This window comes from Thioclava kandeliae (genome assembly GCF_040297545.1).
GTDB classification, from domain to species: Bacteria; Pseudomonadota; Alphaproteobacteria; order Rhodobacterales; family Rhodobacteraceae; genus Thioclava; species Thioclava kandeliae.
Map to the genome: position 1 here is coordinate 236,843 of NZ_JAYWLC010000002.1, position 12,585 is coordinate 249,427.

13 protein-coding genes are annotated in these 12,585 nt (G+C 59.8%); 7 read left to right on the forward strand and 6 right to left on the reverse strand.

The window, feature by feature from the left end; genetic code table 11:
- The 4 genes from VSX56_RS03830 to sucC form a co-directional block, all read right to left on the reverse strand.
- Positions 1 to 2,949 (reverse strand): 2-oxoglutarate dehydrogenase E1 component, encoded by a 2,949-nt coding sequence (locus VSX56_RS03830; RefSeq protein WP_339113497.1) that lies wholly within the window; start codon positions 2,947 to 2,949, stop codon positions 1 to 3.
- A 72-nt stretch (positions 2,950 to 3,021) separates the two neighbouring features.
- Positions 3,022 to 3,432, reverse strand: a complete 411-nt coding sequence (locus tag VSX56_RS03835; RefSeq protein WP_339113496.1) for a hypothetical protein — start codon at positions 3,430 to 3,432, stop codon at positions 3,022 to 3,024.
- A 378-nt stretch (positions 3,433 to 3,810) separates the two neighbouring features.
- Positions 3,811 to 4,695 (reverse strand): succinate--CoA ligase subunit alpha, encoded by an 885-nt coding sequence (sucD, locus tag VSX56_RS03840; RefSeq protein ID WP_339113495.1) that lies wholly within the window; start codon positions 4,693 to 4,695, stop codon positions 3,811 to 3,813.
- Positions 4,696 to 4,699: 4 nt separating this feature from the next.
- Positions 4,700 to 5,893 carry an ADP-forming succinate--CoA ligase subunit beta gene (sucC, locus tag VSX56_RS03845; RefSeq protein WP_339113494.1) on the reverse strand — a complete coding sequence of 398 codons (1,194 nt, stop codon included), beginning with the start codon at positions 5,891 to 5,893 and terminating at the stop codon, positions 4,700 to 4,702.
- Positions 5,894 to 6,121: 228 nt separating this feature from the next.
- Between sucC and VSX56_RS03850 the strand changes: the two genes are divergently transcribed.
- Positions 6,122 to 7,204, forward strand: coding sequence for a glycosyltransferase family 2 protein (locus VSX56_RS03850; protein ID WP_350934972.1), 1,083 nt, complete (start codon positions 6,122 to 6,124; stop codon positions 7,202 to 7,204).
- A gap of 56 nt (positions 7,205 to 7,260) precedes the next feature.
- Here the strand turns inward: VSX56_RS03850 and mdh are convergent, their stop codons facing one another.
- Positions 7,261 to 8,223, reverse strand: coding sequence for a malate dehydrogenase (gene mdh / locus VSX56_RS03855; RefSeq protein ID WP_339113492.1), 963 nt, complete (start codon positions 8,221 to 8,223; stop codon positions 7,261 to 7,263).
- Between the two features lie 214 nt (positions 8,224 to 8,437).
- Positions 8,438 to 8,764 carry a hypothetical protein gene (locus VSX56_RS03860; RefSeq protein WP_339113491.1) on the reverse strand — a complete coding sequence of 109 codons (327 nt, stop codon included), beginning with the start codon at positions 8,762 to 8,764 and terminating at the stop codon, positions 8,438 to 8,440.
- 191 nt (positions 8,765 to 8,955) lie between these two features.
- On the opposite strand from VSX56_RS03860, the gene VSX56_RS03865 reads away from it, so the two are divergent.
- The 6 genes from VSX56_RS03865 to VSX56_RS03890 all read left to right on the forward strand — a co-directional run bounded on the left by VSX56_RS03865 (position 8,956) and on the right by VSX56_RS03890 (position 12,362).
- Positions 8,956 to 9,816, forward strand: a complete 861-nt coding sequence (locus VSX56_RS03865; protein ID WP_350934974.1) for an HpcH/HpaI aldolase/citrate lyase family protein — start codon at positions 8,956 to 8,958, stop codon at positions 9,814 to 9,816.
- Positions 9,817 to 9,834: 18 nt separating this feature from the next.
- Positions 9,835 to 10,374, forward strand: coding sequence for an NnrU family protein (locus tag VSX56_RS03870; RefSeq protein ID WP_339113489.1), 540 nt, complete (start codon positions 9,835 to 9,837; stop codon positions 10,372 to 10,374).
- Positions 10,375 to 10,385: 11 nt separating this feature from the next.
- Entirely contained in the window at positions 10,386 to 10,589 is a 204-nt protein-coding gene (locus VSX56_RS03875) for a DUF1737 domain-containing protein (protein WP_339113488.1), read from the forward strand.
- 29 nt (positions 10,590 to 10,618) lie between these two features.
- Positions 10,619 to 11,653 carry a MaoC family dehydratase gene (locus tag VSX56_RS03880; protein WP_350934977.1) on the forward strand — a complete coding sequence of 345 codons (1,035 nt, stop codon included), beginning with the start codon at positions 10,619 to 10,621 and terminating at the stop codon, positions 11,651 to 11,653.
- A 135-nt stretch (positions 11,654 to 11,788) separates the two neighbouring features.
- The gene (locus tag VSX56_RS03885; protein WP_339113486.1) at positions 11,789 to 12,076 is read left to right on the forward strand and encodes an NINE protein; all 288 of its coding nucleotides are present in this window, start codon (positions 11,789 to 11,791) and stop codon (positions 12,074 to 12,076) included.
- Positions 12,077 to 12,101: 25 nt separating this feature from the next.
- Positions 12,102 to 12,362: a TM2 domain-containing protein gene (locus VSX56_RS03890; protein WP_339113485.1), complete on the forward strand. Its 261-nt coding sequence runs from the start codon at positions 12,102 to 12,104 to the stop codon at positions 12,360 to 12,362.
- Positions 12,363 to 12,585 lie beyond the last annotated feature (223 nt).

Here is a 12,585-nt window from a genome sequence, read left to right on the forward strand (position 1 = left end):
TTATCCCTCCAGTGCATCATTAACGAGCGCGTCCTGCTCGGCCTTGTGCGATTTCGCTAGACCCGTTGCGGGCGAGGCGGAAGCGGCACGGCCTGCATAGCGGGCGCGGGAATGTTTGGCGTCGAGTTTTGACAGGACCCATTCCAGGTTCGGTTCGATGAAGGACCAGGCGCCCTGGTTCTTCGGTTCTTCCTGACACCAGACCATCTCTGCGTTCTTGAAGCGGGCCAGCTCGTTCGACAGCGAATTTGCCGGGAACGGGTAGAACTGCTCGACGCGCAGCAGATAGACATCGTCGAGACCGCGGGCGTCGCGCTCGGCCAGCAGGTCGAAATAGACCTTGCCCGAGCACATCACGACGCGCTTGATCTCGGCATCGGGTTTCAGGTTCATTTCGGAATTGCCCTTTTCCGCATCGTCCCACAGGACGCGGTGGAAGAAGGACCCGGTGGTGAAATCTTCCTTGGTCGAGATCGCCATCGGGTGGCGAAGCAGCGACTTCGGCGTCATCAGGACCAGCGGCTTACGGAAGTTCCGGTGGATCTGGCGGCGCAGAATATGGAAGTAGTTGGCGGGTGTGGAGCAGTTGGCAACGATCCAGTTGTCTTCCGCGCACATCTGCAGGAAGCGTTCCAGACGTGCCGAGGAGTGCTCGGGCCCCTGACCCTCGAAGCCATGCGGCAGCAGCATCACCAGACCGGACATCCGCAGCCATTTGCGCTCGCCCGAGGAGATGAACTGGTCGAACATGATCTGCGCGCCGTTGGCGAAGTCACCGAACTGGGCTTCCCACATGGTCAGCGTGTTGGGCTCTGCCAGCGAGTAGCCATATTCGAAGCCAAGAACCGCATATTCGGACAGTGCCGAGTCGATCACCTCGTAGCGGGCCTGACCTGCCTTGATGTGATTGAGCGGGTAATAACGCTCCTCGGATTTCTGGTCGATGAAGGCCGAGTGACGTTGGCTGAAGGTCCCGCGGGTCGAGTCCTGACCTGCAAGGCGCACCGGATAGCCTTCCGCAAGGAGCGAACCGAAGGCCAGCGCCTCGCCGGTTGCCCAGTCGAAGCCCTTGCCGGTTGAGAACATCTCTTCCTTCTGGCCCAGCAGACGCGTGACCGTGCGGTGCATCTCGAACCCTTCGGGGGCGGTGGTCAGCGCCTTCCCGACCTCGTGGAAGGTCTCTTCGGAGACAGCGGTGGAGCCTGCGTCATAGACCTGCCCCTCGCGTTCCATGTTCTTCCAGCGACCGTCAAGCCAGTCGGCCTTATTGGGTTTGTAGACCTTGCCCGCCTCGAACTCCTCGTTCAGATGGGCCTGGAACGCGGCTTTCATATCCTCGATCTCGCCCTCGGGGATCAGGCCGTCCTTCACCAAACGCTCGGTATAGAGCTGGAGCGTCGTCTTGTGACCCTTGATGTTGGTATACATCTGCGGGTTGGTGAACATCGGCTCGTCGCCTTCGTTGTGACCGAAGCGGCGGTAGCAGAAGATGTCGAGAACAACGTCCTTGAGGAACTTCTGACGGAACTCGGTGGCCACTTTCGCGGCATGCACAACCGCTTCCGGATCGTCGCCGTTGACGTGGAAGATCGGGGCTTCCACCATCAGCGCGATATCGGTCGGGTAGGGCGAGGTGCGCGAGAAATGCGGCGCGGTGGTGAAGCCGATCTGGTTGTTCACGACGATATGGATCGTGCCGCCGGTGCGGTGACCGCGGATGCCCGAGAGCTGGAGGCATTCCGCCACAACACCCTGACCTGCGAAGGCCGCGTCGCCATGCAGCAGGATCGAGAGCACTTCGCGGCGCTCGCTATCGTTGAGTTGGTCCTGCTTGGCGCGGACCTTGCCCAGAACAACAGGGTTCACGGCCTCGAGGTGCGAGGGGTTCGCGGTCAGCGAAAGGTGGACCTTGTTACCATCGAACTCGCGGTCCGAGGAGGCACCGAGGTGGTATTTCACATCGCCCGAGCCATCCACGTCATCGGGCTTGAACGACCCGCCCTGGAATTCGTTGAAGATGGCGCGGTAGGGCTTCATCATCACGTTCGACAGAACCGACAGACGGCCTCGGTGCGGCATGCCGATGACGATCTCTTTCAGGCCGAGATTGCCGCCGCGCTTGATGATCTGCTCCATTGCGGGGATCAGGGCCTCGCCGCCATCCAGACCGAAGCGCTTAGTCCCCATGTATTTCACATGCAGGAACTTCTCGAAGCCTTCGGCCTCGACCAACTTGTTCAGGATCGCGCGACGACCTTCACGGGTGAAGGTGATCTCCTTGTCATAGCCCTCGATACGCTCTTTGAGCCATGCCGATTGCTCGGGGTCCGAGATATGCATGTATTGCAGCGCGAAGGTGCCGCAATAGGTGCGTTTCACGATCTCCATGATCTGGCGCATCGAGGCGATTTCCAGCCCCAACACTTTATCGAGGAAGATCGGGCGGTCCATATCGGCATCTGTAAAGCCGTAGGATTTGGGGTCGAGTTCCGGATGCGGAACCTCGTCGCGCATTTTCAGCGGGTCGAGGTCTGCGGCCAGGTGACCACGGATACGGTAGGCACGGATCAGCATCAGCGCGCGAACGGAATCCAGCACGGCACGCTTGATCGCGCCCTCGTCGAGAGCGACGCCTGTCTCGGCGGCTTTCTTCGAGATTTTCTTGCCGGCATCCTTCACTTCGGCGGCCGGCCACTCGCCGGTCAGCGCGCCCATGATCTCGGACGGCGCCGCACTCGGCCAGTCGCTGCGTTCCCAGCTGGGACCGGAGGCCGATTTCTTCACGCTGGCTTCGTCGTCCTGCAGCTGACGGAAGAAATCCGCCCATGCCGCATCTACAGACGCCGGATCATTAGCGAAGCGTGCGTAAAGCTGCTCGACATATTCGGCATTGCCTCCCTGAAGGAAGCTGGATGCCTGGAATTGGCTGTTTGGAGATTCGTCGTTCATATGGTCACCTGTTCAGGTGGATGGGTGATGGCGCGGCCCGCGCGTCTCGCGGACCGTGATGCTTGTGTGGCCTTAGTTGCTGTAAGGCGAGATATAGGGCTGGCTGGCGGCAGGCAAACCTGCGGCATGAGCACAACCGTCTGAGTATTTGGACCAGTCATTGGCATTGGTGCAGCGCGCAGCTTGCCCGTTGACAATGGTCCCGTCCGTGCGGGCAGTATTTGCAACGGCATAACCCGTAGAACCGGTGGGCGTGGTGCCTGCCGGAACTTTTCCGTGACCGACAACCGGCCCTGTGGTGATCGGGCCGGGGGCACCTTTCACCATTTGGTCCTGAATTTCGTGAGCGGGGGTGTCGGATTGCTCGTGCAGCTTGCCGCTGCCCCAGTAATTGCCCGGGCCGCAAGCGGTCAGGGCAAGCGCCGCGACCCCCAGCATCGACAGCAGGGGGAAACGGAGGGAACGGGTTGTCGTGGGCGTCATCGTCATTGTCCTTCTCGGAGGCTCGGCTGCACTATCGGTGTCATTAGTCAGATAATAGGTTTCCGCATCGTCAAGGCCGTCGGGGCAGATAGCGGTAAGTTTAACATCTGGCATATGTGCGTGCAGTATGGGCGAAACGCTGGTGACGGAGGCGTAGGCGCGAACCGCCCGGCCACGATGGGTCGGGAGATGGCTCGTCAGCACGTTGATCCGTCTTCTCATTGGTTCGCCCTTTGCCCGACCTTTTGTCAGGCTGACGTAGTTCTAAAGAAACCTCGGAAGGGCAAAACAGAGACGCGGTCTCTGTTCAGCTCTGCCGAGTGGCCCGGAAATGAGCCGGAGATGCCCGCGCAGGTCACCTGCGCGGGCACCAGAAAATTAGCCCTTGATGGCTTTCATGACGGCTTCACCCAGCGTTGCGGGGCTGTCTGCCACGACGATACCAGCCGATTTCATGGCTTCGATCTTCGATTCCGCATCGCCTTTGCCGCCGGCGACGATTGCGCCTGCGTGGCCCATGCGGCGGCCTGGAGGGGCCGTGCGGCCTGCGATAAAGCCTGCGGTCGGCTTCCAACGGCCTTTTTTCTTCTGCTCGGCGAGGAATTCTGCGGCTTCTTCTTCCGCCGAACCACCGATTTCACCGATCATGATGATCGAGGTCGTTTCCGGATCGTCAAGGAACATGTCGAGCACGTCGATATGTTCGGTGCCCTTGATCGGGTCGCCACCGATACCGACAGCCGAAGACTGGCCCAGACCCAGATCGGTCGTCTGCTTGACGGCCTCGTAGGTCAGAGTGCCCGAACGCGACACGACGCCGACCGAACCACGCTTGTGGATGTGGCCGGGCATGATGCCGATCTTGCAGGCATCGGGGGTGATAACGCCCGGGCAGTTCGGACCGATCAGACGCGACTTGCTGTCGATCAGAGCGCGCTTAACCTTCATCATGTCGAGCACCGGAATGCCCTCGGTGATGCAGACGATCAGCTCCATTTCAGCGTCGATCGCCTCGAGGATCGAGTCGGCCGCGAAAGGCGGGGGAACGTAGATCACGGTCGCATTGGCTTCGGTGACATGCTTGGCTTCATGAACCGAGTTGAACACGGGCAGGTCCAGATGCTTCTGGCCGCCTTTGCCGGGGGTCACGCCGCCGACCATCTTGGTGCCGTAGGCGATCGCCTGTTCCGAGTGGAAGGTCCCCTGCGAGCCGGTGAAGCCCTGACAGATGACTTTGGTGTTTTCGTTGACGAGAACTGCCATGATCTTAGCCTTTCACCGCTTTCACGATTTTTTCTGCGCCGTCGGACAGGTTGTCTGCGGCAATCACATTCAGGCCGGAAGTCGCGATGATTTCCTTACCCTTTTCGACATTTGTGCCTTCAAGGCGGACAACCAGCGGAACTTGCAGGCCGACTTCTTTCACGGCGGCGAGAACGCCTTCCGCGATGATGTCGCAGCGCATGATGCCGCCGAAGATGTTGACCAGAATGCCTTTGACGTTCTTGTCGGAGGTGATGATCTTGAAGGCCTCGGTAACCTTTTCCTTGGTCGCGCCGCCGCCCACATCAAGGAAGTTCGCAGGCTCTGCGCCGTAGAGCTTGATGATGTCCATCGTCGCCATCGCCAGGCCCGCGCCGTTCACCATGCAACCGATCTCGCCATCGAGCGCGATGTAGTTCAGGTCGTATTTGGACGCTTCGAGTTCCTTGCTGTCTTCCTCGGTCTCGTCGCGCAGCGCTTGGATGTCGGGGTGACGATAAAGTGCGTTGCCGTCGAAGCCGAGCTTGGCGTCGAGCACTTTAAGGTTATTATCGGGCATGACGATCAGCGGGTTGATCTCGAGCTGCTCCATGTCCTTCTCGATGAAGGCTTGGTAGAGCTTGCCCAGAAGGCTGACCATCTGCTTGACCTGACCGCCTTCAAGACCCAGCGCGAAAGCCACGCGACGGCCATGATAGGCCTGGTATCCTGCTGCCGGGTCGATCGAGAAGGAGATGATCTTCTCGGGGGTCGAGGCCGCAACTTCTTCGATATCCATGCCGCCTTCGGTCGAGCAAACCACCGAGACGCGGCTCGACTGACGGTCGACCAGAAGCGCCAGATACAGCTCGCGCGAGATATCCGAGCCGTCTTCGATATAGATGCGGTTGACCTGCTTGCCTGCCGGACCGGTCTGATGCGTGATCAGGGTCTTGCCGAGCATCTGCTTGGCCATGGCTTCGGCTTCTTCCACCGATTTGGCAAGGCGGACACCGCCTTTTTCGCCGGCTTCGGCTTCCTTGAAATGGCCCTTGCCACGGCCACCGGCGTGGATCTGCGCCTTAACAACCCAAAGCGGTCCGTCGAGTTCGCCTGCTGCGGTCTTGGCCTCCTCTGCCTTCAGAACCGCGCGACCCTCCGAAACCGGGCAACCGTAGCTCTTGAGGAGCTGCTTCGCCTGATATTCATGAATGTTCATGATCTCCGTCCCATGCTGGTGCGATTTGGGGCAGACTGGACAGAATGTCGCAGCCTGACAAGCTGAAATTGCCTTGCGCGCTGATATGTGAGCGGAAAACCGACTTTTGTGATCACACGATTGATGCGTGTGATCACAAGGAAGAATTCGTTAGCGATTCAACTCTGCAGTAGCCAAAACGGAACGAATCTTTGAAGACTGGGCAGGGCAGTTGAAAGTGATGCAGCAATGACGAAATCCGACGAATCACCGGAGCTTCCGAGATGGGGGGTGGTCGGCACGATGGACGAGCCTGTGCCGCTTGTCGCGGCCTGGGTGGCCCATCATCTGGCCATCGGTGCCTCCGAGGTCCATGTGGTTTTCGACCGGCCCGATCCTCCGGCAGAACGTCTTTTGCGCGGGGTAGCCGGGTGCTTCGTGCATCGTTCGGGCGAAGATGGCTGGGTGCGGCATTGGAACGCGCAACGTCCCTCACGCCACCAAGCCCGCCAGAAATACAACGCGACCCGGATCGCCAACGAGGTGGATGTGGCCTGGATGGTGCATTGTGATGCAGACGAGTTCATCCATCTTGAACGGCCCTTTGAATGGGAGCTTGCAAAGACCCATGAGAAGGCGTGGTTGCGGCTGGAAGTGCTTGAGCGGACCTTTGTGCCTGATGTGACCGGCAACGACATTTTCCAAGGCGTCTTCCGCAAGCGCTGGGATGCATTTTCCGAAGAGGGAGAGGCGTTTTACGGCGCACGGGCGCAGTTCCTCAACCGTGGCGTTTCCGGCCATATCGCGGGCAAGGCCTGCACGCGCGTGGGGCAGGGCTATGTGTTGGGGGTTCATCACCCCACCGAACACTGGGACGCGCCAGGTGGCACGGTGACCCTGCCGTATCGTCCCTCCTATAATGCGCGACTGATGCATTTCGACGGGCTCACGCCGCTGCATTATATTCTCAAGATGATGCGTCGGGCCTTGACGCAGGTGCAAGGTGATCCGGTGCCCTATGCCGAACCACGCGTCGCACAGTTCCGGGAGGCCGCCGCGCGGGCGCGGGATCCGCAGGCGCTATGGGACCAGTGGTATGCCGTTCAGGGCGTCACGGAGGCGGAGGAGGTGGGGTTGCTAAAGCGTCATCTGCTGGAGCGGATCGCCTGTCCGGTTCTGGGCCATGCCCGTGCACTTTTTCCCGAGCTGGATTTTACCTCCGCGGGGTTCGACAGGCTGCTCATGGAGCATGAGGCGGCTCTGATCGGGCGGGCGAGGGAGGAGCTGGGCTTCGATGCGCGGGCCTTCGCCATGGACGGGATCGCAGGCTAGACCCGAATGCAAAAGGCGCGGCCTGAGCCGCGCCTTTCACGTGAAACATCGATGGCTTATGCCAGCGAGCTGTCGATGCCTTTGCAGGCTTCGACGAGGCCATTGACCGCGTCTACCGACTTGTCGAACATGGCTTGTTCGTCCTTGTTCATCTTGATGTCGACAACGCGCTCGATGCCGCCGGCACCGATCACGGTCGGGACGCCGACATACATGCCGTCGAGGCCGAGCGCGCCTTTGACATAGGCCGCGCAGGGCAGAACACGCTTCTGGTCCTTGAGATAGGCTTCCGCCATCTCGATCGCCGAGGTCGCAGGCGCATAGAAGGCCGAACCGGTTTTCAGCAGGCCCACGATCTCTGCGCCGCCATCACGGGTGCGCTGGATGATCGCGTCGAGTTTTTCCTGCGTGGTCCAGCCCATTTCGACGAGGTCGGGCAGCGGGATGCCGGCAACGGTCGAATAACGGGCAAGCGGCACCATCGTGTCGCCGTGACCGCCGAGCACGAAGGCGGTGACGTCTTTCATCGAGACATTGAACTCGGTCGCGAGGAAGTGGCGGAAGCGGGCCGAATCCAGCACGCCTGCCATACCGCAGACCTTCTCTGCCGGCAGGCCGGAGAATTTCTGCAATGCCCAGACCATCGCGTCGAGCGGGTTGGTGATGCAGATCACGAACGCGTCGGGGGCGTATTGCTTGATCCCCTCGCCGACCGATTTCATGACTTTGAGGTTGATGCCCAGAAGGTCATCGCGGCTCATGCCGGGCTTGCGCGGAACGCCAGCCGTCACGATGCAGACATCTGCACCAGCGATATCGGCATAGTCGTTCGTGCCTTTCATCGTGGCATCGAAGCCTTCCGACGGGCCGGATTCTGCAATATCGAGGGCTTTCCCCTGCGGGGTGCCTTCGGAAATATCGAACAGGACGACATCGCCAAGTTCTTTGAGGGCTGCAAGATGGGCGAGAGTACCACCGATCTGACCTGCGCCGATCAGCGCAATCTTGGGTCGGGCCATGAATTCCTCCGTCATAGGATGGATATAAGTGACCGGTGATGGGTAGGCGGTTTTTATGCTTTAGGCAAGAGGACCTAGCGCATTCGTGCATCCTAAACGGGTTCTGTATGCTATGGTGTACGGCTTCGCGAGTCAGGAATGCAAGCGGGATCAGTCACTTATATGTGAGCAAAAATATCCCGCGAAATCAAATAAAACAGGTGGATTCCGCCGTTCAGATGTCTTTTTTCGGGCCGGTGCCGAAAGCTCTGCCAAAACCGCCGCTTTGGGTCTTGAAGTCCATTCCGGAGGCGATCAGGCAGCTGGTGCCACCAGGAGTGGTGGCCAGCAGGGTCCATGTGCCGCTCTCCGCGGCAAACAGCTCCATCAGCGTATTATTGGCAGCAATTCCCGTGCTGCGCTGTGTTTCCTGATAGCGGTTTGCCAGCTCGACCACGATCTCGGAGCGGTCACCACAGGCGGGGGTCTCGGCGCGCAGGTTCTGCGCGGCAAGGATGAGTGCAAGAAAGCCCAGTGAGAGGGCAAAAAGCTTCTTTTGCATAGATCGCCCCTTGGTTGTGATATGCAATGATCACTAAACTAAGGCGAACTGACGAAAAGAGAGTTAATCACCCTGGGGGCGCCCGCAATTTACCTGCGAGAACTAAAATTCTGCGATGCGGCAGAAATTATATTGCAAATAAAGTTTATACTGTGATCTTTTGTTCCGTATAGCAGTTTGGGAGGAGAATCATGTCGGCACAGCCTTATCGTTCGGTGCTTTACATCCCCGGCTCCAAGGAGCGGGCGCTTGATAAGGCCATGGGGCTAGATTGTGATGCGATCATCTTCGATCTGGAGGATGCTGTCGCCGTTGACGAAAAAATCAACGCCCGCGACACGCTGGTCGCAGCGCTGAAGGATAAGGATTTTGGCAATCGCGCGCGCATCGTGCGGATCAACGGGCTCGATACCGACTGGGGTCGCAAGGATGTGCTGAAGATGGCACGCGCCTTGCGCGAAGGCGCCCGGATCGATGCGATCCTGATCCCCAAGGTGAATGACCCCGCCGATCTGGATGCCGTGGGGGATCTGATCCCCGACGTGCCGCTCTGGGCAATGATGGAGACCTCGCTGGGGATGCTGAACGCGCAGGCGATTGCCGCCCATCCCCGCCTTCAGGGGATGGTGATGGGCACCAATGACCTCGCCAAGGAACTGGGCGCGCGGTTCCGCCCCGACCGGTTGCCGATGCTCTCGGGGCTGGGCCTGTGCCTGCTGGCGGCCAAAGCCTATGGGAAGATCATCGTGGATGGAGTCTATAATGCGTTCAAGGACGAGGAAGGTCTGGCCGCCGAATGCGCGCAGGGACGCGACATGGGCTTTGACGGCAAGACCCTGATCCATCCGGCGCAACTCTCCGTGGCCAATACCGCCTTTGCCCCATCCGAGGCCGAGATCGATCTAGCCGAGCGCCAGATCGCCGCCTTTGACGAGGCGCGATCAAAGGGGCAGGGTGTTGCGGTTGTCGATGGTAAGATCGTGGAAAATCTGCATATCGTCACAGCGCGGCAGGTCCTCGCCAAAGCGGAGGCGATTGCCGCACGGATATAAGCCAAGCGGAGTAAGCCAATGATCCTTCTCATCCTCGGTGTCCTGATCTGGGCGCTGGCGCATTTGTTCAAACGTCTGGCGCCCGAGGCGCGCGCGAAGATGGGGCCGCAGGGGCGGGCGATGGTGTCGGGGCTTCTCGTTCTGTCGCTGATCCTGATGGTGATCGGTTACCGCTCGGCGGATGGCGCGTTCTTCTGGGGCCGTAGCCCTGCGGTGACAGGGGTGAACAATCTGCTGATGCTGGTCTCTGTCTACCTCTTTGCCGCTGCCGGCATGAAGACCAAGATCGCGCAGATCTACCGCCACCCGATGCTGCTGGGCGTGCTGCTGTGGTCGGTCGCGCATATCCTCGTGAATGGCGATACGCCGAGCTTCGTGCTCTTTGGCGGGATCGGGATCTGGGCGCTGGTCGAAATGGTGCTGATTAACCGCACCGCGTGGGTGCCGCCCAAGGGCAAGGGCGCCAAAATGGAGATTTTCGCCCTTCTCGGGACGGTGATTGTCTATGGCGTGATTGCGGGTATCCATTATGCCTTCGGCTACCCGGTATTCGGGTGAAGGAGGATCCCATGAAAGCCTATCGTTTTCTCACGGCAGATGACACGAGCGAGTTCTGCCACAAGGTAACCGAAGCCCTGGCCAAGGGCTGGGTGCTGGAGGGGAACCCGCAATATGCGTTCGACGCGGCGCGCGGCGTGATGCGCTGCGGGCAGGCGGTGACGAAGATCGTCGAGGGCGAGTATTCGCCCGAACTGAAACTGGGGCAGCTCTAACGCGCCCCCAAACGGGAGGAGTGCAGGGTATGGCCAAAACGAATGCGGGCCGGTTTTTCGAGGATTATCATGTGGGGCAGGTGCTGAAACATGCCGTGCCCCGCACCGTCTCGGGCGGGGAGAGGGCGCTTTATCACGCGCTCTATCCCGCGCGCGGGGCGCTTTATTCATCGGATGAATTCGCACGGTCCTGTGGCCTGCCTGCCTCTCCCATCGACGACCTGGCGAGTTTCCATGTGATCTTCGGCAAGACGGTGCCGGATGTCTCGCTGAATGCGGTCGCCAATCTGGGCTATGCCGAGGGGAGATGGTATCTTCCGGTCTATCCCGGCGATACGCTGCGCTCCGAATCCGAGGTGATCGGTCTCAAGGAGAACTCCAACGGCAAGACCGGCGTGGTCTATGTCCGCACGCGCGGGCTGAACCAGCGCGATGAAACGGTGATGGACTATGTCCGCTGGGTGATGGTGCGCAAGGGCAACCCGGATGCGCCCGCGCCCGAGACAGTGCTGCCCGATCTGGCCAGGGTGGTGGCGCCCGAGGACCTGATCCTGCCCGAGGGGCTGGATTTCACCGGCTATGATTTCGATCTGGCGGGCGAGCCGCATCGCTGGGGCGATTACGGGATCGGCGAGAAGATCGACCATGTCGATGGCGTCACCATCGAGGAAGCCGAGCACATGCTGGCCACCCGCCTGTGGCAGAACACCGCTAAAGTGCATTTTGACGCGACCTTCCGCCCCGATGGCCAGCGGCTGATCTATGGCGGTCATGTGATCTCGATGGCGCGGGCGCTGTCGTTCAACGGGCTGGCCAATGCGCAGATGATCGTGGCGCTCAATGGCGGCGCACATGCCAATCCCTGCTTTGCGGGGGATACGGTCAAGGCATGGTCGGAGGTGATCGACAAGGCCGAGACAAGCGCCCCCGGCGTAGGGGCGCTGCGCCTGCGTCTGGTCGCCGCGAAAGCGGGGGCTGCACCTTTTGCGCTGAAGGGGGGGGACGGGAAATACCTACCCGAAGTGCTGCTGGATCTGGACTACTGGGCGCTTTGCCCCCTGTGACCGACCGGCAAGATACCGCCTAAAACATTGAAATCGAATGCATATGTTTGAATGCATCCGGTTTTTGCGGTTGATCATCCTAAAAACCTGCTTCAAACGGATCACATTGATGCGACCGTTTTGCGAGAATTTTAGATGAGCGATACACGTTCCCCGAAGTCCTACGGCACCGCTGTCGCGCTCTGTGGCGTGTTCGGTGTGCTGGGCGTGCATCACTTCTATCTCGGCAATATCCTGCACGGGCTGGTCGATCTGGGCCTGTTCCTCGTGACTGTGGCGCTGTTTTGCAACGGTAATCCGCTCGCGCTGGTGTTCCTGCTGGCGGATGCGCTGCACACGGTCATCGTGTTCTACAAGCTGATCACCGAGCAGGAACGCGACGGGCAGGGCCGACGCATCTGCCTTGCATCAACACCTATCTGACCTTTTCCCAATACCGGAGATTTCCATGACCGCTACCCCGATCGAGCCGCAATCCATGCAACAAGCCCCCGTTACGGGCGAATCCACCAAGGGTTTCGTTCCGGCGGTTCTGCTATGCTTCTTTCTGGGTAGCCTCGGTGTGCACCGCTTCTATCTGGGTCGCATCTTTACCGGCATCCTGATGCTGATCACGTTTGGCGGGCTCGGGATCTGGACGCTGATCGATTTCGTGCGCCTTGTCGTGGGCTCGCTGAAAGACAAGAACGGCCTGCCGCTGCGTCGCTAAGCTGGCCTCGCGCCCCCCAATCATGCACCCGTCCATGGATTGGGCGGGTGTTTTCGTTTAGGATCCGCCAGCGGCCTCTTGTGCGACTCTGCCGGTGCCCACGCTATAAGTCGACAAAATCACTCATGAATTGTTAGCGCCAATAATGTGATCACAGGAAGAATTTTCGTGATCACAAAGCGGGATTTCCACTCTGTTTTCACTGAAACGTGGCAAATTTTCC

What these genes read in the sequence shown, in the direction of transcription:
- VSX56_RS03830 (WP_339113497.1), bottom strand. Translation starts at nt 2,949, where the DNA reads ATGAACGACGAATCTCCAAACAGCCAATTCCAGGCATCCAGCTTCCTT.
- sucC (WP_339113494.1), bottom strand. Translation starts at nt 5,893, where the DNA reads ATGAACATTCATGAATATCAGGCGAAGCAGCTCCTCAAGAGCTACGGT.
- sucD (WP_339113495.1), bottom strand. Translation starts at nt 4,695, where the DNA reads ATGGCAGTTCTCGTCAACGAAAACACCAAAGTCATCTGTCAGGGCTTC.
- VSX56_RS03860 (WP_339113491.1), bottom strand. Translation starts at nt 8,764, where the DNA reads ATGCAAAAGAAGCTTTTTGCCCTCTCACTGGGCTTTCTTGCACTCATC.
- VSX56_RS03890 (WP_339113485.1), top strand. Translation starts at nt 12,102, where the DNA reads ATGACCGCTACCCCGATCGAGCCGCAATCCATGCAACAAGCCCCCGTT.
- VSX56_RS03865 (WP_350934974.1), top strand. Translation starts at nt 8,956, where the DNA reads ATGTCGGCACAGCCTTATCGTTCGGTGCTTTACATCCCCGGCTCCAAG.
- VSX56_RS03880 (WP_350934977.1), top strand. Translation starts at nt 10,619, where the DNA reads ATGGCCAAAACGAATGCGGGCCGGTTTTTCGAGGATTATCATGTGGGG.
- mdh (WP_339113492.1), bottom strand. Translation starts at nt 8,223, where the DNA reads ATGGCCCGACCCAAGATTGCGCTGATCGGCGCAGGTCAGATCGGTGGT.
- VSX56_RS03875 (WP_339113488.1), top strand. Translation starts at nt 10,386, where the DNA reads ATGAAAGCCTATCGTTTTCTCACGGCAGATGACACGAGCGAGTTCTGC.
- VSX56_RS03850 (WP_350934972.1), top strand. Translation starts at nt 6,122, where the DNA reads ATGACGAAATCCGACGAATCACCGGAGCTTCCGAGATGGGGGGTGGTC.
- VSX56_RS03870 (WP_339113489.1), top strand. Translation starts at nt 9,835, where the DNA reads ATGATCCTTCTCATCCTCGGTGTCCTGATCTGGGCGCTGGCGCATTTG.
- VSX56_RS03885 (WP_339113486.1), top strand. Translation starts at nt 11,789, where the DNA reads ATGAGCGATACACGTTCCCCGAAGTCCTACGGCACCGCTGTCGCGCTC.
- VSX56_RS03835 (WP_339113496.1), bottom strand. Translation starts at nt 3,432, where the DNA reads ATGACGCCCACGACAACCCGTTCCCTCCGTTTCCCCCTGCTGTCGATG.